General features: G+C 64.3%; 19 protein-coding genes. 11 read left to right on the forward strand and 8 right to left on the reverse strand.

The window, feature by feature from the left end:
- Nucleotides 1-1,091: OmpA family protein (locus tag CWO91_RS24745; protein WP_245471352.1), on the forward strand; the 1,091-nt coding region annotated here is incomplete at its 5' end.
- Nucleotides 1,092-1,350: 259 nt separating this feature from the next.
- On the opposite strand, the gene argG is transcribed toward CWO91_RS24745, so the two are convergent.
- The 6 genes from argG to CWO91_RS24775 all read right to left on the reverse strand — a co-directional run bounded on the left by argG (nt 1,351) and on the right by CWO91_RS24775 (nt 7,473).
- Nucleotides 1,351-2,688: an argininosuccinate synthase gene (argG, locus tag CWO91_RS24750; protein ID WP_130217115.1), complete on the reverse strand. Its 1,338-nt coding sequence runs from the start codon at nt 2,686-2,688 to the stop codon at nt 1,351-1,353.
- Nucleotides 2,689-2,780: 92 nt separating this feature from the next.
- Entirely contained in the window at nt 2,781-3,557 is a 777-nt protein-coding gene (locus CWO91_RS24755) for a phosphatase PAP2 family protein (protein WP_130217117.1), read from the reverse strand.
- 283 nt (nt 3,558-3,840) lie between these two features.
- Nucleotides 3,841-4,335 (reverse strand): hypothetical protein, encoded by a 495-nt coding sequence (locus tag CWO91_RS24760; RefSeq protein WP_130217119.1) that lies wholly within the window; start codon nt 4,333-4,335, stop codon nt 3,841-3,843.
- A 134-nt stretch (nt 4,336-4,469) separates the two neighbouring features.
- Nucleotides 4,470-5,663, reverse strand: coding sequence for a 23S rRNA (adenine(2503)-C(2))-methyltransferase RlmN (gene rlmN / locus CWO91_RS24765; RefSeq protein WP_130217121.1), 1,194 nt, complete (start codon nt 5,661-5,663; stop codon nt 4,470-4,472).
- Between the two features lie 180 nt (nt 5,664-5,843).
- Nucleotides 5,844-6,518, reverse strand: a complete 675-nt coding sequence (locus CWO91_RS24770; RefSeq protein ID WP_130217123.1) for an invasion associated locus B family protein — start codon at nt 6,516-6,518, stop codon at nt 5,844-5,846.
- A 115-nt stretch (nt 6,519-6,633) separates the two neighbouring features.
- Complete coding sequence (locus CWO91_RS24775) at nt 6,634-7,473, reverse strand: SDR family oxidoreductase (RefSeq protein ID WP_130217125.1); 840 nt, start codon at nt 7,471-7,473, stop codon at nt 6,634-6,636.
- A 197-nt stretch (nt 7,474-7,670) separates the two neighbouring features.
- Here CWO91_RS24775 and CWO91_RS24780 point away from each other — a divergent pair, with 197 nt between their 5' ends.
- The 3 genes from CWO91_RS24780 (at nt 7,671) to CWO91_RS24790 (ending at nt 11,073) form a co-directional block, all read left to right on the forward strand.
- Entirely contained in the window at nt 7,671-8,645 is a 975-nt protein-coding gene (locus CWO91_RS24780) for an NADPH:quinone oxidoreductase family protein (protein ID WP_130217127.1), read from the forward strand.
- 391 nt (nt 8,646-9,036) lie between these two features.
- On the forward strand, nt 9,037-9,897 hold the full coding sequence (locus CWO91_RS24785) for a hypothetical protein (RefSeq protein ID WP_130217129.1): 861 nt from the start codon (nt 9,037-9,039) through the stop codon (nt 9,895-9,897).
- An 18-nt stretch (nt 9,898-9,915) separates the two neighbouring features.
- Nucleotides 9,916-11,073, forward strand: coding sequence for a TAXI family TRAP transporter solute-binding subunit (locus CWO91_RS24790; RefSeq protein ID WP_130217131.1), 1,158 nt, complete (start codon nt 9,916-9,918; stop codon nt 11,071-11,073).
- A 182-nt stretch (nt 11,074-11,255) separates the two neighbouring features.
- Here the strand turns inward: CWO91_RS24790 and CWO91_RS24795 are convergent, their stop codons facing one another.
- On the reverse strand, nt 11,256-11,633 hold the full coding sequence (locus CWO91_RS24795) for a YkvA family protein (protein WP_165405682.1): 378 nt from the start codon (nt 11,631-11,633) through the stop codon (nt 11,256-11,258).
- 111 nt (nt 11,634-11,744) lie between these two features.
- Entirely contained in the window at nt 11,745-12,035 is a 291-nt protein-coding gene (locus CWO91_RS24800; protein ID WP_130217135.1) for a 4a-hydroxytetrahydrobiopterin dehydratase, read from the reverse strand.
- A gap of 150 nt (nt 12,036-12,185) precedes the next feature.
- Here CWO91_RS24800 and CWO91_RS24805 point away from each other — a divergent pair, with 150 nt between their 5' ends.
- From CWO91_RS24805 to CWO91_RS24835, 7 genes are all read left to right on the forward strand, one after another.
- Entirely contained in the window at nt 12,186-13,631 is a 1,446-nt protein-coding gene (locus tag CWO91_RS24805) for a TAXI family TRAP transporter solute-binding subunit (protein WP_130217137.1), read from the forward strand.
- Nucleotides 13,632-13,817: 186 nt separating this feature from the next.
- Nucleotides 13,818-15,359, forward strand: a complete 1,542-nt coding sequence (locus CWO91_RS24810) for an alkaline phosphatase D family protein (RefSeq protein ID WP_130217139.1) — start codon at nt 13,818-13,820, stop codon at nt 15,357-15,359.
- A 241-nt stretch (nt 15,360-15,600) separates the two neighbouring features.
- Entirely contained in the window at nt 15,601-16,317 is a 717-nt protein-coding gene (locus tag CWO91_RS24815; RefSeq protein WP_130217141.1) for a prolipoprotein diacylglyceryl transferase, read from the forward strand.
- Nucleotides 16,298-17,743: a radical SAM protein gene (locus CWO91_RS24820; protein ID WP_130217143.1), complete on the forward strand. Its 1,446-nt coding sequence runs from the start codon at nt 16,298-16,300 to the stop codon at nt 17,741-17,743. Before CWO91_RS24815 ends, CWO91_RS24820 begins: the two co-directional genes overlap by 20 nt.
- On the forward strand, nt 17,740-18,024 hold the full coding sequence (locus tag CWO91_RS24825) for a hypothetical protein (protein WP_128930583.1): 285 nt from the start codon (nt 17,740-17,742) through the stop codon (nt 18,022-18,024). Before CWO91_RS24820 ends, CWO91_RS24825 begins: the two co-directional genes overlap by 4 nt.
- Nucleotides 18,025-18,262: 238 nt before the next feature.
- The gene (gene typA / locus CWO91_RS24830) at nt 18,263-20,089 is read left to right on the forward strand and encodes a translational GTPase TypA (protein ID WP_130217145.1); all 1,827 of its coding nucleotides are present in this window, start codon (nt 18,263-18,265) and stop codon (nt 20,087-20,089) included.
- A 231-nt stretch (nt 20,090-20,320) separates the two neighbouring features.
- A complete protein-coding gene (locus tag CWO91_RS24835) occupies nt 20,321-21,568 on the forward strand; it encodes a flavin monoamine oxidase family protein (RefSeq protein WP_130217147.1) in 1,248 nt (415 codons plus the stop codon).
- Nucleotides 21,569-21,645 lie beyond the last annotated feature (77 nt).

Here is a 21,645-nt window from a genome sequence, read left to right on the forward strand (position 1 = left end):
CGCCGCCGCCGAACCGGGCACAATACGCTCCGCCCACGGTTGCGCCGGCCTTCCGGGCCGCACCGACGGTCGCAGCACCCTTGCCGCCACCGCCGCGTCCGCCACAGCGTGACCTGACGCCGCTCGCGGTCGGTGCAGGCGTGGTGGCAGGCGCCGTGATCGGCGCCACCATCGCCGACCTCCACAACCAGCGGCGCGAGGTCATTGAAGGCGGCCGCACGGTCTACACCGAGCCGGACCGCATCATCATCCGCGATCCGGGCGGGCAGGCCTATGTCCGCGGCAACGATCTCTATCGCTTCCGCTACGGCGCCCGCGACATCCGCACCGACACTATCGGCGGCGAAACCCGCACCGTCGTGGTCCGTCCCGACGGCAGCGAGGTGATCACCGTGGTCGGTGCAGACGGTTCGCTGCTGCGGCGAATCCGCAGGGATCCCGGCGGGCGCGAGATCGTCATCATCGACAACAGCTACCGCGATCCGCGCGCGGTCGGCGGCTTCTATGTCGACGTGCCGCCGCCGGTCGTGAACATTCCCTATGATCGCTACATCGTCGATGCCGAGGAGGCGTCGCCGGACGTGATCTACGCGACCATGCAGGCACCGCCGGTGCAGCGGATCGAACGGCGTTACTCGCTCGACGAGATCCGCTACAGCCCCAATGTTCGCATGCAGATGCCGAGCATCGACGTCAACACGATCAACTTCGAGACGGGATCGTGGACCATCCCGCCGGACCAGGCGGCCCGGCTGCAGGTGATCGCCGACGGCCTCAACCAGGCGATCCAGCGCAACCCGCGCGAGGTGTTCCTGATCGAGGGACACACCGACGCGGTCGGCAACGACGTCGACAATCTGTCGCTGTCGGACCGTCGTGCGCAGTCCGCGGCCGAATTGCTGACGCAGCAGTTCAATGTACCCGCGGAGAACCTGACGTCGCAGGGTTACGGCGAGCAGTATCTGAAGGAGCAGACGCAAGGGCCGAGCCTGATCAACCGGCGCGTCACCATCCGCCGCATCACGCCGCTGCTCAACGGCGGCCAGGCCTCGTTGCCGCCGCCCCCGCCCGGCACCGCGCCGCCGCGCTGAGACGGGACCACAAACGCAAATGGCCGGGAGCGATCCCGGCCATTTTTGTTTCTGTCATTGCGAGGAGCTCTTGCGACGAAGCAATCCAGAGTGCCGTCGCGGATGAAGTCTGGATTGCTTCGCTTCGCTCGCAATGACGAACGAAGCAACCCCCTCCCGGAATCGATGGTAGCCCGGATGGAGCGCAGCGTAATCCGGGGTTCTCGACGAGCGGCAAGATTCCTGGATTTCGCTGCGCTCCATCCAGGCTACGAGAATCTCAGCCCTTGTCGCTCTCCAGCCGGAAGATCTGCGAGCCTTCGCTGCCTGAGAGCAGGCCGGTGTCGCTGTAGAGCTTCAGCTTGGTGCGCGTGTCGGCGATGTCGAGATTGCGCATGGTCAGCTGGCCGATGCGGTCGGCCGGCGTGAAGGCGGCGTCCTCGACCTTCTCCATGCTGAGCCGCTCCGGCGCATAGGTGAGGTTGGGGCTCTCGGTGTTGAGGATCGAATAGTCGTTGCCGCGGCGCAGCTCCAGCGTGACCTCGCCGGTGACAGCGCGCGCGACCCAGCGCTGCGCGGTCTCGCGCAGCATCAGGGCCTGCGAGTCGAACCAGCGGCCCTGATACAGCAAACGGCCGAGACGCATGCCGCTGATGCGGTACTGCTCGATGGTGTCCTCGTTGTGGATGCCGGTGACGAGGCGCTCATAGGCGATGTGCAGCAGCGCCATGCCGGGGGCTTCGTAGATGCCGCGGCTCTTGGCCTCGATGATGCGGTTCTCGATCTGGTCGCTCATGCCGAGGCCGTGGCGACCGCCGATGGCGTTGGCTTCGAGGAACAGCGCGACGGGATCAGAGAAAGTCCGGCCGTTGAGCGCAACCGGCTGGCCTTCCTCGAAACGCACCACGACCTTCTCGGGCTTGACGGCACAGTCGTCGCGCCAGAACGGCACGCCCATGATCGGGTTGACGATCTTGATGCCGCTGTCGAGGCTCTCGAGATCCTTGGCCTCGTGCGTCGCGCCGAGCAGATTGCTGTCGGTCGAATACGCCTTCTCGGCGCTCATCTTGTAGGCAAAACCCTGAGCCGTCATGAACGCCGACATCTCGGCGCGGCCGCCGAGCTCGTCGATGAACTGCTGGTCGAGCCAGGGCTTGTAGATCTTCAGACCGGGATTGGTGAGCAGGCCGTAGCGGTAGAAGCGCTCGATGTCGTTGCCCTTGAAGGTCGAGCCGTCGCCCCAGATGTTGACGCCGTCTTCCTTCATCGCCGCGACCAGCATCGTGCCGGTGACGGCGCGGCCGAGCGGGGTGGTGTTGAAATAGGTGATGCCGCCGGTGGAGATGTGGAAGGCGCCCGACTGGATCGCGGCGATGCCTTCGTGGACGAGCTGCGTGCGGCAATCGACGAGCCGGGCCTTCTCGGCACCGAATTCCTGCGCCTTGCGCGGGATCTCGTTGTAGTCGGCCTCATCCGGCTGGCCGAGATTGGCGGTGTAGGCGTAGCAGCGCGCGCCCTTCTGCTTCATCCAGAGCAGCGCCGCACTGGTGTCGAGCCCGCCCGAAAAAGCGATGCCGACTTTCTCTCCCTTGGGCAGGCTTTTCAGGATGGTGGTCATGGCGCTTCCAATCGGGTCACAAGGGCTGATGTCAGGGCGGGTTTGACCGCGCGAATATCAAATTTCGCACGCCTCGGCACCCATTTAATGGCTCAGATCGACGGCTCGGGACCCGTCTTGCGGCCGAACAGGCGCTGGCGGAGCTGGTAGGCGGGCCAGTTCAGCCGGGTCAGCGCGGCGTCGACCGCCTCGTCCGAAAAGCGGGTCGGCGGCCAGCGGTAAATCAGCGCGTAGGCAAACCAGATCACCACGAAACTGACGAGGCCGGCAATCGCCACATCGGTGAAGAAATGTCCGCCGAAGGCCATACGCAGCCCGCTGGTCACAGCGCCGAAGATAACCGCTCCGGCATAGGCGAGCGGCCGCCATGCCGGCGGGGCCAGCGCGGCCGGCGCCAGCGTCCAGAACGCAGTCGCGCCCTCGCCCGAGAAGAACGAGCAGTTGCGCGCGCAACCGCCGCGCGGATCCCACCACGGCACGAACTGCTGGTCGCCGGCAAATTCCGTCACCACCACCGGACGCGGACGTCCCCAATAGGTCTTGAAGGTCAGGTTGGTGAGAATGCCGGCCGACATCGTCAGCGTCACCAGCAGGAAAATGATCGCGCGCCCCGACACCATCAGCGGCCGGTCGGGCCGGACCATCTTGACCACGAGCGCGACGAGCGACGGCAATGCAAAGGCCCAGGCGACCCACATCGCCGCGTCACGTGCGAAGCTGGCCCAGCCGTTCAGCTTGAGCGGGAAGGTCTTGGTCTGGGGATCGAAGAACAGCGAGGCGAGCTTGAGATCGAGCTCGGGATAGAGGCCGAAGACGAGGCCGATCACGAGCCACAGCGCCAGGGCGACGAAGAGTCCAGTCCGGTTCATGCCGCGCGGTTTAGCGGAGTGGGGCGGGGATGGAAACCCCGGAGTCGGTGCCGCAAGCGAGCGCGATTTTGCCCGAGCGCTATGCCTCCACGGTGTCGTCCCGGCGAAGGCCGGGACCCATAACCACAGGGAGCGGTTTGACGGAGACTAGTGGTTACCAGCTCCCTGCAACAACTTCTCCCAGGGGGTATGGATCCCGGCCCCCCGTGCGCAATTGCGCACTAGGCCGGGACGACACTGAGTATGTTGCGCATTGCTTCGCCTCAATCCAACTCAAGCGCAATCACAGCGCATCCGGCCTTGAATTCGACGGCAGCGGCGGGGGCGGCCGGCGCGGGGGCGGCGGATCGCGCCAGGCGCCGGCGTTCCGGCCGGCGATCAACCAGTAGACCACGCCGGCAACGATGCCGGCTCCGGTCATGATCTCCAGGTGGCGCCGCACGATGCCCTCGAACTGCAACGTGTCGGCGTGAAAGGGAACGAGGCCGAGATAGCAGGCGAGCCCGACGAGGCCGCCGCCGACGGCGTAAGCGAGCGCGCTGCGGATGTAGAGCGCTTCGGTGATGGCGACGATCACCGCCGCCGGCACCAAGGCAAAGCCCGAGACGAAGATGAAGCCGAAACCGAGCAGGATGTCGATCGTGCCCTGATCGACGGGACCTGCGCCGAGATCAGCGAATTCCGGAAACAGCAGCGCGACGACGACGATCATGCCGCCGACGAAACAGGCGGCGAGGAAGCCGATGAAGATGACGACGAGGCGGCCGATCAGGGACATGACGCCAAAGCCATCGTGACCGTCATTGCGAGCGAAGCAAAGCAATCCAGAGATGCGTCCGGGGAGACAGTCTGGATTGCTTCGTCGCTACGCTCCTCGCAATGACGAGGATGCGAGAGCGCGAGCATGATCCGCTAGTCCGTCATCGCCATGGCGCGCAGCGCCTGGCGTTCCCTGGCCGAGAGCTTTTCCGTCTCCGACTTGAGCTGGCCGCAGGCGGCGAGGATATCGCGGCCGCGCGGGGTGCGCACCGGCGAGGAATAGCCGGCGTTGAAGATGTATTCGGAGAATTTTTCGATCTGGTCCCAGTCCGAACATTCATATGCCGTGCCGGGCCAGGGATTGAACGGGATCAGATTGATCTTGGCCGGAATGCCCTTGAGCAGCTTCACCAGCAGCTTCGCGTCATCGAGCGAATCATTGACGCCCTTGAGCATCACATATTCGAAGGTGATGCGGCGCGCGTTCGAGGCACCGGGATAATCGCGGCAGGCCTGCAGCAGCTCCTTGATCGGATATTTGCGGTTGAGCGGCACCAGCTCGTTGCGCAGCTCGTCGCGCACCGCGTGCAGCGAGATCGCGAGCATGACGCCGATCTCCTCGCCGGCGCGGACGATGTTCGGCACCACGCCCGAGGTCGACAGCGTGATGCGGCGGCGGGAGATGCCGATGCCTTCGTTGTCGCCGACGATCAGCAGCGCATCGCGCACCGCGTCGAAATTGTAGAGCGGCTCGCCCATGCCCATCATCACGATGTTGGTGACGCGGCGCGTGCCGTCCTCGCGATCGGCCCAATCATTCAGGCGATCGCGTGCGACCATCACCTGTCCCACGATCTCGCCGGCGGTGAGATTGCGGACCAGACGCTGCGTGCCGGTGTGACAGAACGCGCAGTTCAGCGTGCAGCCGACCTGCGAGGAGACGCAGAGCGTGCCGCGATCGGTCTCGGGGATGTAAACGCACTCGACTTCATGCGCCTTCTCGACATTGTCGCCGCTCGGCAGCCGCAGCAGCCATTTCCGCGTGCCGTCGTTGGAGATCTGTTCGGCCACGACCTCGGGCCGGTCGACCGTGAAATGCTGCGCGAGCTCGGCGCGAATGCCTTTCGAGATCGATGTCATCTCGTCGAAGTTTTGGGCGCCGCGGAAATAGAGCCAGTGCCACAGCTGTTGCACGCGCATCTTGCGCTGCGCTGGTGCAACGCCGATCTCGCCGAGGCGATCGGCGAGCTCGGTGCGCGACAGGCCGATCAGCGACGGTTTTGCCGGCGGCACATAGGTTTCGAGCGGAGTCTTCTCCACCAATGTTGCGTTGTGCGGCTCGGTCATCGGTTGCCTGAGATTGCTGCTGTCTCGTCATGCCCGGGCTTGTCCCGGGCATCCACGTTCTTTCCCGCCCGGAGCCAGCGCGTGGATGGCCGGGACAAGCCCGGCCATGACGGCAGCACCTTTGGGATAACCCCTATATAGCAACCGGAACAGCCGATTGCGACCTTATCGCCCGCAGCCTTACCGCCGGCAGTCCTGGGCGATCTTGTCGAGCGCCTGGGCGAGGCCCTTGAGCGAAAACGTGTCGGTCGTCTCGGTGCCCTTGGCCGAGACTCCCTTGACCACGAGATCGGCGGATTTACGCATGGCTTCGACCATCCGCTCCTCCTCGGCCGCGTTCTTGATCCAGAGGCCGTCGCCCTGAGTATACATGGCGAAAGCAGCGCCGCCGACCTCGACCGTCGATTCCGAGCCCGGTTTCAGCGCATAGCCGATCATGACCGAGACTTCGTTATTGACCTTCTCGGCCGGCCGGGTCGACACGAACGCATAGGCGGGATCCCGCGGCCGGTTCGGCGGGTTGGTCTTCGACGACGAGGGCTTGGCCAGCGCGAAGCAGACCTTCTTGCCGTTGGGCGTGGCCGAATAGGCGCCCCAGGTGCCGAACTGGCCGATCAGGGTCGGCTCCGCGCCGCCCGCAACCGCCGCGGTCGGGGCGGCCGGTTTGCTCTCTGGCTTTGCAGCCGTCTTTGCGTGGGTATTGGCAGTCGTATTGGCCGACGGCGCGGCTGGCTTCGGTGTCGCCTCTTTTGGAGCAGACTTGGGCGCCGGTTGCGCCGTCTGCGCCCGCGCGAGATCGGCGACCCCGCACGTCATCATGCCGATCATCAAAACGAAAGATAGCACCCGCCACATGCTGGAGTGGTTCCCTCAATATTGTGACTGGAAGATGGCCCGGCCGCGTTTTGTCCCCGGGCAGGGATAACCGGGAAAGTCCAATTTGGGAAGGCAGTTAGCGGGTTTGTCAGTACTAAGCCTTGGATCGCGCGGCGCGTTGCTCTGCCCATTGCGCCTCGCTCCAGCCGAGCAGGTCCTCGGCACCGGAACTGCGCAAATGCGCGCCGCCGTCGATCACCACCATCTCGCCATTGATATAGCCGGCCCGGTCCGAGACCAGGAAGCTGGCGAGATCGACAAGTTCGCCATGCTCGCCGGTACGGCCGAGCGGGTTGCGCGCGGCCCAGCCTTCGTCGCGGCCCTCGGGGCGGAGCTGCCCCGATGCGCCGGCGGTCGGGAATGGTCCCGGCGCGATGGCGACGGTGCGGATGCCCTTCGGACCCCATTCCACGGCGAGACTTTTGGTCATCGCCAGCACCGCCGACTTCGCCATCGCCGACGGCACGGTGAAGGCGCGGCCGGTGATGGTCGAGGTCGAGAGGATCGAGAGCACGACGCCGCCATGCTTGCCCTCGATCCAGCGCCTGCCGGCGGCGAGCGTGCAATACATCGCGCCGTGCAGCGTGGGCGCGAGGATCGCATCCGCCGCGCGGAAGGAGAGATGCTCGCTCTGCGCGATGAAGGTCGCGGCGGCGTTGTTGACGAGGATATCGAGCGGCGCTTCGCGCCAGATCTGATCCATCATGTTGTCGACGGCCGCACCGTCGCGGATATCGCAGGCGATGGTCGTGACCTTGCCGCCGGTCTGTGCGCGCATCTCACTCGCCGGTGCCTCGAGCCGATCGAGCTTGCGACCGCAGATCGCGAGCTCGGCGCCAAGCGCGAGGAAGCGACGACCCATCGCAGCGCCGAGGCCCGAGCCACCGCCGGTGATGAGGATGCGCTTGTCCTTGAGCAGGCTTGTTTCAAACATCGTTTGAATCCTCGCTGTTGCCACACACTCCGTCATTGCGAGCCAACGGGTCCGCGCGAAGCGCGGCCCGATGACTCGCAATGACGTGAGGATAGGCCGGCGCGTCGCTTTGGCAAAAAATCCGGATTGTCGCCCGCGTCCAAATCCGGCAAAACCGGGCCAACTATAATTCCACTCGAAACGCTACAGGTGCCGCCATGAAAGCCATCCTCTGCTCGCAATATTGCCAGCCCGACGATCTCGTTCTGGCTGACGTGCCGGATCCGGTGGCGGGGCCCGGCGAAGCCGTGATCGCGATCAAGGCGGCGGCGTTGAACTTCTTCGACATCCTGATGATCCAGGGCAAGTATCAGATCAAGCCGCCGTTCCCGTTCTCGCCGGCTGCCGAGGTCGCCGGCGTGATCGAGAGCATCGGCGCTGGCGTCACCGACCTGAAGATCGGCGATCGCGTCGTCGCCTCCTGCGGCCACAACGGCGCACGCGAGAAGATCGCGCTGCCGGCGGCATCGATCGTGAAGATTCCGGACAATCTCGATTATGATCGCGCGGCCGGCATCATCATCATCTACGGCACCGCGCTGCATGCGCTGGAAGATCGCGCGAGCCCGAAGCCCGGCGAGACGCTCGCGGTGCTGGGCGCAGCCGGCGGCACCGGCCTTGCTGCCTGCGAGCTCGGCAAGCTGATGGGCCTGAAGGTGATCGCCTGCGCTTCGTCGGACGAGAAGCTCGAATTCGCCAGGGCGCACGGCGCAGAGCTGACGCTCAACTACGCCAAGGAAGATTTGAAGGAAGGCTTGCGCAAGCTCACCGATGGCAAAGGTGTCGACATCATCTTCGATCCCGTGGGCGGCGCCTATGCGGAGCAGGCGCTGCGCTCGATCGCCTGGGAAGGCCGCTTCCTCGTGATCGGCTTTGCCGCCGGCGACATTCCGAAGATGCCGCTGAACCTCGCACTGCTGAAGGGCTGCGACATCCGCGGCGTGTTCTGGGGCGCCTGGACCCGGCTCAACCCGGCCAAGAACCGCGCCAATCTGGAGAAGCTCGTGAAGTGGACGGCGGAAGGCAAGATCTCATCGCATGTCGACCGCACCTTCCCGCTGGCGCAGACCGCGGACGCGTTGAAGGTGCTCGCGGGACGTCAGGCGATGGGGAAGGTGATTCTGCACCCGTGATGACAGTGTCATCACGAGGCTGACACACTCAACTGTCATCGCCCGGCTTGACCGGGCGATCGAGCGCTCCGAGACGATTGCGATTGATCGACAGGCCGCGGCGACTGGATGCCGCGGTCAAGCCTGGGCATGACAGCTGAGTTGATGGCACCCCGCTCGCACGCCGCCACTTGGTAAGGTCCCCTCAACCACCGCTGGCAAAATTGCGGTGCATTCCGCAACCTCGCCCGAATCAAACCCAAATTTTTCCCGATTCGCCCCAATCGCCGTCGCTTTTTGGACTGATTCAAACTGCGATTTACCGGTTCCAGTTTGCTGGGCGCTCCTGGACAACAACAAAAAAACTGAAACCGGTATGCCCCGCGTCGTGTCAGTCTTGGGGAGCATCACCATGGAGACGACGGCCTTTCGTCCGTCCAGGGAATCGAGGGCATTCGATTCCGATCAAGCCGCATCACATCCGTCCACCGCATCCTACATCCGTGCGCGCGCCGCACGGCTCGATCTGTCACCGGACGATCCAATTCCACTGTTCCTGTCCGATCCGCTCGGTGCTCCGGACCCGGACGAATATACCCCGCTGGAATTGCGTCCCCGGGTCAGAATTGTCCCGCGTGTTCTTGCGGGCGTTCTGGCAGCCGTTCTCGTCGCATCCACCCTGGCAGTTCTGGCCGCGCTGTTTCAGTCCGACCTTCGCGGCATCTTCGATGCCGGTGGCTCGGTGGGTGTCGCGCTGGAGCAGGTGGTGGCCTCGGCCAACGCGCTGGCCGTACCGCAGAGCCCGCGCAAGGATCCGGCGCATGTGACCGACGCAAGGCTGGCGAGCGCTGACGCGCAGGATCTCCCTGCACCGTCAACGCCGAGCCGCGAAGCGATCGCGACCGCCTATCAGACCGCGCTGCAAGCCCAGACGCCTGTGCCTCAGCCCGCGCCGGTGGCGCCGCCGCCTGCGCCTCCTCTGCCGGCCAAGACGCTCGACGCCGACACCCTGGCCGGGCTGATGACGCGCGCGAAGGGCCTGTTGGGGGTTGGCGACATTTCTGCAGCCCGCCTGCTGCTCGAACGCGCGGCCAATGCACAGGATGCCACGGCGGCGTTCCTGCTGGCGCAGACCTATGACCCGGCCGTGCTCGGCACCAGCGACGCGCGGCGCATCGCCGCCGACGCGACCGCCGCGCGCGAGTGGTACCAGAAGGCCGCGGCACTCGGATCGACGGAGGCGCGGCAGCGCCTTGTCCAGCTTCAGAACTAGTCATTTTTAGAGGACATCATGCGTAACGCTTTGGGAATGGCGCTTGCCGCCATCATGACGATCTGTGCCTTTGCGGCACGCGCCGACCAGACCGAATACGATCCGGCCAAGGTCTCGGACGGCCTGAAGGCCATCTTCCAGTTCGGCTCGACCTCGACCAAGCAGGCGTTGAACGCCAACACGGTCACGTTGATCACCGGCACGATCGGCGGGACCTATGTGCAATTCGGCGCCGATCTCGCTTCCGTGCTCGACGATGGCAACAAGATCCGCGTGCTGCCGATCGTCGGCCGCGGCTCGGTGCAGAGCGTCGCCGACATCCTGTTCCTGCAAGGTGTCGATCTCGGCATCGTGCGCGCCGACACGCTCGACTATCTCGAGCGCAAGGGTTTTGCCAAGGACATCAAGAAGCAGTTCACCTACGTCACGAAGCTCTACAATGAGGAGATGCAGGTGATCGCGCCGAGATCGGTCGCGACGCTCAAAGACCTCGAAGGCAAGACGGTGAGCGTGGACCTGCCGAACGGCGGTACCTTCGTCACGGCGCTCACCGTGTTCGAGCGGCTCGGGATCAAGGCGAAATTCGTCTATGTCGAGCAGCGCATCGCGATGGAGAAGCTGAAGGCCGGCGAGATCGACGCCGTCATCGTGGTCGGCGGCAAGCCGTACAAGTCGGTCTCGACCTTCGGCAATGACGGCCGTTTCCATCTCGCGAAAGTCGACTATGCAAAGCCGCTCCAGAGCGACTATCTGCCGGCAACGCTGACCGCCAAGGACTATCCGAACCTGATCAGGGAGGGCGAGAGCGTCGACACAATTGCAGTCCCTGCGGTGCTTGCGGCGTATAATTGGGGGCCCAATACCGAGCGCTATCGCAAGCTTGCGTTGTTCGTGGACGCGTTCTTCACGAAATTTCCGACGCTGCAGAACCCGCCCTTCCATCCCAAGTGGAAGGAGGTCTCGCTCGCGGCGCCGCTGTCGGGCTGGAACAGATTGCCGGTGGCGCAGCAATGGCTCGACAAGCACGGCGTCGAACCGGTGACGCGCCAGCGCTTCGAAGCATTCCTGAAGCAGAGCCCGGCGGCCGCGCAGGTGTCCGATGCGGACAAGGAAGCGCTGTTCAAGCAATTCCAGGCATGGGACGCGGAGAAGGCGCGGGCGGGGGAAAAGAAGTAGTGGCGCCGTCACTCCTCTCTCTGCGTCGTCCTGGCGAAAGCCAGGACCCATTACCACAGGGTGGAGTTTTGCGAAAAGTCGGAGTGACCAGCGTGCGCAACCATTACCGAACGGGGTAATGGGTCCTGGCTTTCGCCAGGACGACGCCGGAGGATATGGCGACGGCGCGTTGCCAACAACGCTTACTCCGCCGCCTCATCCACCCCGCGCCTCAGCGCGGCACGGGCGGCGGCGCGGTGCTCGTTCGTGATATGACCGGCGACCATGCGGATGGCGGCGGCGAGCACGGCGGCGTCATCGGCGAAACCGAGAATCGGCATCACATCAGCGACGAAGTCGAATGGCAGGATGAAATAGGCGATCGCTCCGAGCAGCGAGGCCTGGACATGGCGCGGCGTCTGCCGGTCGAAGGCGCAGTAATAAGCGGCGATCAGGTCTTCGGCGAACGGCAGTTGCGCGGCGACGCGCTTCAGCTTGCGCCAGAATCGGCGGCGAACGCCCTCCCGGTCTTGCGCGAGCCGATCGGCGGGCTCGAAGCCGACGCTGTGTTCGGCAGCCATGCTCAAAAACTCCCCGTTCAGGCGGAGCGACGGATCGCCGCATCGCCTGCTGATCACAAGATGGGGATGAGGCTGCGGCCTGCAAGACGTCAGCCAAGTGTCGCCCAGCTGTCAGCCGGCGATGGCGTTCATCGCCTTGGCCAGATCGATGTCGAGCGCGGTGACTCCGCCGGCGTCATGGGTCGACAGCACCACCTCCACCGTCTTGTAGACGTTGCGCCATTCGGGATGGTGATCCATCTTCTCGGCGACCAGCGCCGCGCGGGTCATGAAGCCGAAGGCCTGGCTGAAATCCTTGAAGACAAAGGTCTTCCCGATGGCGTCGCGGCCGGAAATCTCGCCCCAGCCCGGTATTGCGCCCAGCGCCTGCTTGCGCGCCTCCGCCGATAGCCGCTCTGCCATGATCGCCTCCGTCGTTCAGGGGAACTTTACCCTAACACCGTGCCGGCGGCCCGGTTCATGCCGATTTCGTCGATCCGCTAACCATGACGGAGATGTAACCCCTCCGGACAAGAAATTTGCTACAATTGCCGGCGAAAATCGCCGGCCAAGATGAAACTGAGCCTCAAGCGCCTGTTTGGGAGATCGATGACCGGGGGATTGAACCTGGCCGAAACGCCCTCTCCGCCTTCGCCGCGATCCGCGGCGCGGAAGACCGCGCTCGTGTCTCTGGCGCTCGTGCTTGCGATCGTCGGTGCGCTCGCCGGCGGTTACTACTTCGCGATGCGGCCTGTGACGCTGAAGATCGCGGTTGGTCCCGCCAACAGCGATGACATCAAGGTCGTGCAGGCGCTGACCCAGGCTTTCACGCAGAACAAGAGCCAGGTGCGGCTGCGCCCGATCCAGACCGACGGCGCCACCGCCAGCGCCAATGCCCTCGCTGAAGGCAAGGTCGATCTTGCCATCGTGCGCGGCGACCTCGATGTGCCGAAGAACGCACAGGCTGTCGCGACGCTGCGCAAGAACGTCGCGGTGCTGTGGGCCGTAGCAGGCAAGGGCAAGAAGAAGGGCGCGAAGGTCACCAAGATCGCACAGCTCGCCGGCCATCGCATCGGCGTCATCGGCCGCACCCAGGCCAACGTCAACCTGCTCAAGGTGATCCTGCAGCAATACGGCGTCGATCCCGCCAAGGTCGAGATCGTGCAATTCCCAGCCAACGAGGTTGCCGAGGCGATCAAGGCGCAGAAGGCCGACGTCTATCTCGCGGCCGGTCCCGTCAACAGCAAGATCACGGCGGACGCGATCGCGGCATCGGTCAGGGAGGGTGGCACGCCGACCTTCCTCGCCATCGATTCCGCCGACGCGATCGCGCAGAACCATCCGGTCTACGAATCCTCGGAGATTCCCGCAGGCACTTACGGCGGCTCACCCGATCGTCCGGACGAAGAGGTCAAGACGATCAGCTTCTCACACCACATCGTGGCGCGCAAAGGTGTGTCCGAAACCACCATCGCGGCGTTCACGCGCCAGCTCTTCGCCGTGCGCCAGCAACTGGTGACGGAATTCCCGCTGGCAGCGAAGATCGAGACGCCCGACACCGACAAGGATGCGGTGATCCCCGTGCATCCCGGCGCCGCCGCCTTCGTCGACGGCGAGGAAAAGACCTTTCTCGACAAATACAGCGATTACATCTGGTGGAGCCTGATGGCGCTCTCCGCCATGGGCTCGATCGGAGCCTGGTTTGCGGGCTATCTGAAGAAGGACGAGCGCGACAACAACAGCCATTTGCGCGACCGCCTGCTCGACATGATTGCCGCTGCGCGCAAGAGCGAGACCACCGAAGAGCTAGATCAGATGCAAACCGAGGCCGACGAGATCTTGCGCGATACGCTGCGCTGCTTCGATCACGGCGCGATCGAGGAAGCTGCGCTCACCGCGTTCAACATCGCACTCGACCAGTTCCATGCGGCCGTTGCCGACCGCAAGGCGGTGCTGTTCAGCCTGCCGCAGAACCTGCAACGCGCGAGCGCGCAGTTCAGAGCGGCCGGCAACGCGTAGCGCCTGCGCGTTATTGCTGCGTCACATTGTCTCAATATACGTTCACCGTCGTTCCGGGGCGCGCAACGCGCAAGCCCGGAATCCATGGCGCCGCATCCGCGACGGGAAATGGATTCCGGACTCGCGCCTGATGGCGCGCTCCGGAATGACGAGTCTTCCTGTGATCCCAGTTCGAAATCATCCTCCATGAACATCAAATTCTCCCGCCGCCGTTTCCTCACCACCAGCGCCGGCGCGCTTGGCGCAGTCGCGATGCCTTACCTGTCGCGCGCGGCCGACCGGCCGGCAGTGACTCATGGCGTGCAATCGGGCGACGTCACCGTCGACGGCGGCGTGGTGTGGGCGCGCACCGACCGGCCGGCGCAGATGCTGGTCGAGGTGGCGACGACTGATACGTTCAGGGATGCCCGCGCGCTGCCGCCGATCGCGGCGCTGCCCGAGAGCGACTTCACCGCAAAAATGCTGATCGAGAACCTGCCGGGCGGACAGGACATCTTCTATCGCGTCCGCTTCCGCGATCTCTCGCACGGCGCGGTCGAGGGCGAGCCGGTGACCGGCCGCTTCCGCACCGCGCCCGCCGACCGCCGCGACGTCAGCTTCGTCTGGGGCGGCGACGTCGCCGGCCAGGGCTGGGGCATCAACCCCGACGACGGCGGCATGTTCACTTTCGCCGCGATGCGCAAGCACCGTCCGGATTTCTTCCTGCACTCGGGCGATACGATCTACGCCGATAGTCCGATCCAATCCGAGGTGAAGCTCACCGACGGCAAGATCTGGAAGAACCTGACCATTCCGGAGAAGGCCAAGGTCGCCGAGACGCTGGACGAGTTCCGCGCCGCGCACAAATACAACCTCACCGACGACAATCTCCGTGCCTTCAATGCGGAAGTGCCGATCTTCGTGCAGTGGGACGACCACGAAGTCACCAACAACTGGTCGCTCTCGAAGGAGCTGCCGGCGATCTACAAGGAGCGCAACATCGCGCTGCTCGCCGCGCACGGGGCCCGCGCCTTCCACGAGATGTATCCGATGCGCGAGAGCATCAATGAGCCGGGCCGGGTCTATCGCCAGATCTCTTACGGCCCACATCTCGACGTGTTCGTGCTCGACGAGCGCAGCTATCGCGGCCCGAACGGCGCCAATCTGGAAACGGATTACGGACCGGCGAGCTACTTCCTCGGACCCGACCAGATCGCCTGGCTCAAGCGCGGTCTGCTCAATTCGCGTGCGACCTGGAAGGTGATCGCCTCCGACATGCCGCTCAGCCTCATCGTATCGGACACACCAAAGGGTGGCACGGAGGCAATCGCGCAAGGCGACGGTCCGGTGCGCGGCCGCGAGCTCGAGATCGCGGACATACTGCGCTTCATCAAGATGGCGCCGATCAGCAACACGGTATGGCTGACCGCGGACGTGCACTACGCCGCCGCGCATTATTACGATCCGAACAAGGCGCAATTCCAGGATTTCGAGCCGTTCTGGGAATTCGTCTCGGGCCCGCTGCATGCGGGCACTTTCGGTCCGAACGCGCTCGACAACACGTTTGGGCCGGAGGTGCGCTTCGTCAAGGCACCGGGCAAAGACAACCAGAATCTGCCGCCGTCAGCCGGCATGCAGTTCTTCGGTCACGTCAAGATCGACGGCGCCTCCGGCCAGATGACGGTGACACTGCGCGACCGCGCCGACGTCGCGCTGTGGTCGACCACGCTCGATCCGAAATTTGCCTGATGGCTAGAGCAGGATGAATTTGGTTGAATCGATGCGCGCTCAGGACTTTGGTTCACCTCTCCCGTAGGGAGAGGTCGGAGCGCATCGAAGATGCGATCCGGGTGAGGGGATCTGGTCTCTGGATGCCGCGGCCCCCTCACCCGAATTGCTGCGCAATCCGACCTCTCCCCTTGCAAGGGGAGAGGGCACAAGAATGCGCGGCGCACTATTTTGAACGTGATCGTGCTATGTTCTCCCCTGCATGAGCGGGGCTTTCCTTCACACCGTCTTTGACATCGCGGCGTGGCTGGCGGCTGCAGCTGCCGTCTGGTGGCTGTCGCGAAGACGCCTGGAATTTCCTGCGCAATCGTTCGAACTGCCCTACATCGCCGCCCTGGTGTTCGGTGCGGGTCTCGGTGCCTATTTGTTCGGATCGGTCAATCTGTGGCTGTCGGGCCAGAGCGGCATTGCGCGCTCGGTCGAGGGCGCGCTTGTCGGCGGCATCGTGGCGATCGAGCTCTACAAATGGTCCGCAGGCATCACTGTACGAACCGGCGCCCGTTTTGCCCTGCCGCTGGCGCTCGGCATCGCGATCGGGCGGCTCGGCTGCTACTTCGCGGGACTCGACGATTTCACTTACGGCACGCCGACGGGGCTGCCCATCGGACATGATTTCGGCGACGGCATCCTTCGACATCCGGTGCAGCTCTACGAGAGCGCCGCCATGGGCGTGTTCGCGCTTCTCTATGCGCTGGCGGTCTTGAACCGAAACGGCTTTGTGGTCACCAATGGTTTCTACCTCGTCCTCATCTATTATGGAACGCAGCGCTTCCTGTGGGAATTCCTCAAGCCCTATGGCACGCTGATCGGCCCCTTCACGCTGTTTCACCTGCTGTCGCTGTCCATCCTGCTCTACGCCGCATTCATGCTGGCGACAGCGCCCAAAGCGAGATCCCTGCATGAACGCGCCGTTGCATAAGTCGCGTCCCTATATCTTCTGGGGCCAGACCCAGTCCCTCTGCGAGACCTGCCTGGATCTCGTGCCGACCAAGATCCAGATTCTCGGCAACGAGGTCTGGTACGAAAAACGCTGCAAGCAGCACGGCGTCCAGTCGACGCTGGTGTCGACGGACGCGGCCTATTGGCGCCTGTGCAAGGATTTCATCAAGCCCGGCGATCGGCCGCTGCAATTCCAGCAGCGCACGGAATTCGGCTGCCCCTATGATTGCGGCCTGTGCCCCGACCACGAGCAGCATTCCTGCCTGGCGCTGATCGAGATCACCGAGCACTGCAATCTCACCTGCCCGGTGTGCTTCGCCGAATCCTCGCCCACGCGGACGAAATTCACGCCGCTCGCGACGGTCGAGAAGATGCTGGACGCCCTGGTCGCGAGCGAAGGCGAACCCGACCTGGTGCAGATTTCCGGCGGCGAGCCGACGCTGCACCCGGATTTCTTCGAGATTCTGGAGGCCGTCCGCGCTCGCCCGATCCGCCACGTCATGATCAACACCAACGGCCTGCGCATTGCCCGCGAGAAGGATTTCGTGGCGCGGCTCGCCGAGAACAAGCGCGGGCTGGAGGTCTATCTCCAGTTCGATTCGCTGCAGCGCGATGCGCTGATCAATCTGCGCGGCGCAGACCTGCGAAAAATCCGCCAGCAGGCACTGGAGAATCTCGAGCTTTACGGCGTTTCGACCACGCTGGTCGCGACCATCAAGCGCGGCGTCAACGATGCCGAGATCGGCGACATCGTCCGCCATGCGCTCACCTGGACATGCGTGCGCGGCGTCACGCTGCAGCCGGTGCAGGATGCCGGCCGCAACGAGAATTTCGCCAAGAATACCGACCGCATCATGCTGTCGGAGATCCGCAAGCGCGTCGTCGAGACCGGCGTGTTTGGCGACAAGGACATGATTCCGCTGCCCTGCAACCCCGAAAGCATCTCGATCGGCTATGGCCTGCGCAATGGCGAGAAGGTGCTGCCGCTGACATCGCTGTTACCGCAGGAGCAGCTCGTCGCGGTGATGCCCAACACGATCAGCCCGGAGAAATATCCGGTGCTGCGGGAGAAATTCGTCGATCTATTTTCGCTGTCATCGGGCCCACTGAACACCAGCGAGCGCGTCTGCGAATTGCTGTGCTGCCTGCCGAGCTTCGAGGTGCCGCAAGGTCTCACTTACGAGAACGTCTTCCGCGTCACCATCGTGCAGTTTCTCGATCGCTTCAATTTCTGTATCGGCAACGTCAAGCGCAGCTGCATCCATTTCGTGACCGAGCAGGGCGCGATCATTCCGTTCGACACCTACAATCTGTTCTATCGCAACGGCGCAATCGGCCGTATCCGCGCCGGGCTCGAAGGGCAGACTTATCGCGAGGCAAGGCAGAGCGAGGAGGCACCACGATGAGCGATACGCCACCACCGGTTCTGCCGCCCGTCCCGACGCCCGTTGAACCACGCAGCGGCTGCCTCACTGCGTTCATGGTGATTTCAGGGGTGATCCTGCTGCTTCCGGGTCTATGCGCCCTGCTGTTCGGCGGAGCTTCGGTGATCGACGGAGGCAAGATCGACTCGGACATCGCGCCGCTGGTCTTCCTGGGACTGGTCGTCGGCATCGGAGGCGTCGTCCTGATCTGGGCGGCCATCAGGGGGCGAAAGGCCCCCGCCCATCCCGGAACTCAGCCCTAACCCCCGGAGATTCCCGGACAAAATTCAGTCAACCAACGGCCAAAGAACACATTGTTTTTTGGCGTTTTTTGCATATATTGCGCCGCAACGCGTAGGGCGCCCGGTCTGATATGGCCGGGCTTCCTTTTTGGGCGGCGAGCGCCCGTTTCCAGTCTTCCAGCGTTGTTTCGAGAAGAGGTCCCGGTCCGACCGGCGAGATCGCGCTTAACCCATTGTTCGAACGCAAAGAAGCTCACTCATGAACCTCCGCAACGTCGCCATCATCGCCCACGTCGACCACGGCAAGACGACCCTGGTCGACCGTCTCCTCCAGCAATCCGGCACGTTCCGCGAGAACCAGAAGGTGACTGAGCGCGCCATGGACTCCAACGATCTGGAGCGCGAGCGCGGCATCACCATTCTGGCCAAGGCGGCCTCGGTGCAGTGGAAGGACACCCGCGTCAACATCGTCGACACCCCCGGCCACGCCGATTTCGGCGGCGAGGTCGAGCGCATCCTCAACATGGTGGACGGCGCGCTGGTGCTCGTGGACGCAGCCGAAGGCCCGCTGCCGCAGACCAAGTTCGTGGTCTCCAAGGCGCTCAAGGTCGGCCTGAAGCCGATCGTCGTCATCAACAAGGTCGACCGTCCCGACGCGCGCCCGACCGAGGTCATCAACGAGGTGTTCGACCTGTTCGCGGCACTCGATGCCAGCGAGGAGCAGCTCGACTTCCCGATTCTCTACGGCTCGGCCAAGCAGGGCTGGATGGCCGAGAGCCCCGAAGGTCCGAAGGACAAGGGCATGGAGCCGCTGTTCGACCTGATCCTGCGCCACGTCGCGCCGCCGAAGGTTGAGGAAGGTCCGTTCAAGATGATCGGCACCATCCTGGAGGCTAACCCCTATCTCGGCCGCATCATCACCGGCCGCATTTCTTCCGGCGTGCTCAAGCCGAACCAGCAGGTCAAGGTGCTCAACGCCGATGGCAAGCTGGTCGAGTCCGGGCGTATCACCAAGATCCTGGCGTTCCGTGGCCTGGAGCGTACGCCGCTCGATGAAGCCGAAGCCGGCGACATCGTTGCGATTGCGGGTCTGACCAAGGGCACCGTTGCCGACACGTTCTGCGATCCGACCGTGGAAGTGCCGCTGCCGGCGCAGCCGATCGATCCGCCGACGGTGTCGATGTCGTTCATCGTCAACAACTCTCCGCTCGCCGGCACCGAAGGCGACAAGGTGACGAGCCGCATGATCCGCGACCGTCTCTTGCGCGAAGCCGAGGGCAATGTCGCGCTGCGCGTCGTCGAAGCCGCCGACAAGGACGCGATGGAAGTCTCGGGCCGCGGCGAATTGCAGCTTGCGATCCTGATCGAGACCATGCGCCGCGAGGGCTTTGAGCTCTCGGTGTCGCGCCCGCGCGTCGTGTTCCAGAAGGACGAGGCCACCGGCGCCACCATGGAGCCGATCGAGGAGGTCGTCATCGACGTCGATGAGGAGCATTCCGGCGTCGTCGTGCAGAAGATGAGCGAGCGCAAGGCCGAGCTGATCGAGATGAAGCCGTCCGGCGGCAACCGCCAGCGCCTGGTATTCTACGCGCCGACCCGCGGCCTGATCGGCTATCAGGGCGAGCTGCTCACCGACACCCGCGGCACCGCGATCATGAACCGCCTGTTCCACGGCTATGCCCCGTACAAGGGCGAGATCCAGGGACGCCGCAACGGCGTCCTGATCTCCAATGACCAGGGCGACGCCGTGGCCTATGCCATGTTCAAGCTGGAAGACCGCGGCCCGATGATGATCGAGCCGGGCTGGAAGGTCTATCGCGGCATGATCGTCGGCGAGCACACCCGCGACAACGATCTCGAGATCAACGTGCTCAAGGGCAAGCAGCTCACCAATATCCGCACGACATCGAAGGACGAAGCGGTGCGCCTGACCCCGCCGATCCGCATGACCCTGGAAAAGGCGCTCGCCTATATCGAGGACGACGAGCTCGTCGAGGTCACGCCGAAGTCGATCCGCCTGCGCAAGAAGCACCTCGACCCGAACGAGCGCAAGCGCGCGGAGAAGGCCAAGGAAGCGGTGGCGTAAAGCCACTGGTCTCCGTAGTGCCGTAGGGTGGGCAAAGCGAAGCGTGCCCACCACTTGAAATCCCGATCGACAATGGTGGGCACGGCGCAAGGGCGCCTTTGCCCACCCTACGAAACTGTCTCTGGAATGCTGAATCATCCGCTCCAGTACGCAATTGCGCTACAAGGCGGGTGATGACGGCTATGCTTGCGGCGGCTTCAGCACACTCAGCGAACGTGCTAGAGCCCGCCTATGACTTCCCTCCCCTCCTCCGTCGACGTCGCGATCATCGGCGCCGGTGCCGCCGGCCTCGGCGCCGCGCACGCGCTGGCGGGCTGCGGCCTCTCCGTGATCGTGCTGGAGGCGCGTGACCGGCTCGGCGGCCGCGCCTGGACGGTGCAGGCCTCGCCCGAGGTCGTCTTCGACGTCGGCTGCGGCTGGCTGCACTCGGCCGACAAGAACTCCTTCGCTCTAATCGCGAAGCAGCTCGGATTCGAGGTCAACACGGCCCTGCCGCCCTGGCGCGAGCGCGCCTTCGGCAACGCCTTTCCGCAAACCGATCGCGACGATTTCATGCGCGCGATGGAGGCGTTCTATGAGCGCCTCTGGCAGGCCGCGCAAAAGGGCAAGGACGGACCCGCGAGCCTGAGCCTCGAGCCGGGCAACCGCTGGAATCCGATGATCGATGCGGTCTCGACCTACGTCAATGGCTGCGAATTGGAGGACATGTCGACGCTGGACTGGGACGCCTATGAGGACAGTGACCTCAACTGGCGCGTCCGCCGCGGCTATGGCACGCTGATTGCCGCCTATGGCGCGCCGGTCACGGTGGCCCTGAGCTGCAACGTTACATTGGTCGATCATTCCGGTCAGCGCATCCGGCTCGAAACATCGCGGGGCACGCTGACCGCGGACAAGGTGATCGTCACCGTCCCGACCAATCTGATCGCCGATGAGACGATCCGTTTTTCACCACCGTTGCCGGCCAAGATCGATGCCGCCGCCGGACTGCCGCTCGGCGTCGACGACAAGGTGACGCTGGCGCTCGATGGCGCCGAAGCCTTCCCGATCGAAGGCAATCTGCGCGGCGCCACCATGCGCACCGAGATGGGCACCTACCACATCCGCCCGTTCGGCCAGCCCTGCATCGAAGGCTTTTTCGGCGGCAGCTTTGCGCGCGAGCTGGAAGACGCCGGCGAAGGCGCCATCGCCGCGCAGAGCATCGACGAGATCGCGGGTTTTCTCGGCAACGACATCCGGCGCAAGCTGAGGCCGCTGTATGAGTCGCGCTGGGCGCGCGATCCCTTCGCCGGAGGCTCCTATTCACATGCGCTGCCCGGGCACGCCGGAGATCGTGCTGTGCTCGCGGAGCCAGTGGACGGACGGTTGTTCTTCGCCGGAGAGGCAACGTCGCCGAATTTCTTCACGACGGCGCATGGAGCGCGGGACAGCGGGGAGCGGGCGGCCAACGAGGCGCTCGCGGCCCTTCGCAAGCCCTAGCCACGACCTCCGTCATTGCGAGCGCAGCGAAGCAATCCAGACTGCCGCCGCGGCAAGATCCTGGATTGCTTCGCTAC

Source organism: Bradyrhizobium genosp. SA-3, from assembly GCF_004212635.1.
GTDB lineage: Bacteria > Pseudomonadota > Alphaproteobacteria > Rhizobiales > Xanthobacteraceae > Bradyrhizobium.

Bases quoted from the DNA above. Each gene is read 5' to 3' on its own strand.
- argG (WP_130217115.1), bottom strand. From the start codon at position 2,688: ATGACCACCATCCTGAAAAGCCTGCCCAAGGGAGAGAAAGTCGGCATC.
- CWO91_RS24755 (WP_130217117.1), bottom strand. From the start codon at position 3,557: ATGAACCGGACTGGACTCTTCGTCGCCCTGGCGCTGTGGCTCGTGATC.
- CWO91_RS24760 (WP_130217119.1), bottom strand. From the start codon at position 4,335: ATGTCCCTGATCGGCCGCCTCGTCGTCATCTTCATCGGCTTCCTCGCC.
- rlmN (WP_130217121.1), bottom strand. From the start codon at position 5,663: ATGACCGAGCCGCACAACGCAACATTGGTGGAGAAGACTCCGCTCGAA.
- CWO91_RS24770 (WP_130217123.1), bottom strand. From the start codon at position 6,518: ATGTGGCGGGTGCTATCTTTCGTTTTGATGATCGGCATGATGACGTGC.
- CWO91_RS24775 (WP_130217125.1), bottom strand. From the start codon at position 7,473: ATGTTTGAAACAAGCCTGCTCAAGGACAAGCGCATCCTCATCACCGGC.
- CWO91_RS24780 (WP_130217127.1), top strand. From the start codon at position 7,671: ATGAAAGCCATCCTCTGCTCGCAATATTGCCAGCCCGACGATCTCGTT.
- CWO91_RS24785 (WP_130217129.1), top strand. From the start codon at position 9,037: ATGGAGACGACGGCCTTTCGTCCGTCCAGGGAATCGAGGGCATTCGAT.
- CWO91_RS24790 (WP_130217131.1), top strand. From the start codon at position 9,916: ATGCGTAACGCTTTGGGAATGGCGCTTGCCGCCATCATGACGATCTGT.
- CWO91_RS24795 (WP_165405682.1), bottom strand. From the start codon at position 11,633: ATGGCTGCCGAACACAGCGTCGGCTTCGAGCCCGCCGATCGGCTCGCG.
- CWO91_RS24800 (WP_130217135.1), bottom strand. From the start codon at position 12,035: ATGGCAGAGCGGCTATCGGCGGAGGCGCGCAAGCAGGCGCTGGGCGCA.
- CWO91_RS24805 (WP_130217137.1), top strand. From the start codon at position 12,186: ATGAAACTGAGCCTCAAGCGCCTGTTTGGGAGATCGATGACCGGGGGA.
- CWO91_RS24810 (WP_130217139.1), top strand. From the start codon at position 13,818: ATGAACATCAAATTCTCCCGCCGCCGTTTCCTCACCACCAGCGCCGGC.
- CWO91_RS24815 (WP_130217141.1), top strand. From the start codon at position 15,601: ATGAGCGGGGCTTTCCTTCACACCGTCTTTGACATCGCGGCGTGGCTG.
- CWO91_RS24820 (WP_130217143.1), top strand. From the start codon at position 16,298: ATGAACGCGCCGTTGCATAAGTCGCGTCCCTATATCTTCTGGGGCCAG.
- CWO91_RS24825 (WP_128930583.1), top strand. From the start codon at position 17,740: ATGAGCGATACGCCACCACCGGTTCTGCCGCCCGTCCCGACGCCCGTT.
- typA (WP_130217145.1), top strand. From the start codon at position 18,263: ATGAACCTCCGCAACGTCGCCATCATCGCCCACGTCGACCACGGCAAG.
- CWO91_RS24835 (WP_130217147.1), top strand. From the start codon at position 20,321: ATGACTTCCCTCCCCTCCTCCGTCGACGTCGCGATCATCGGCGCCGGT.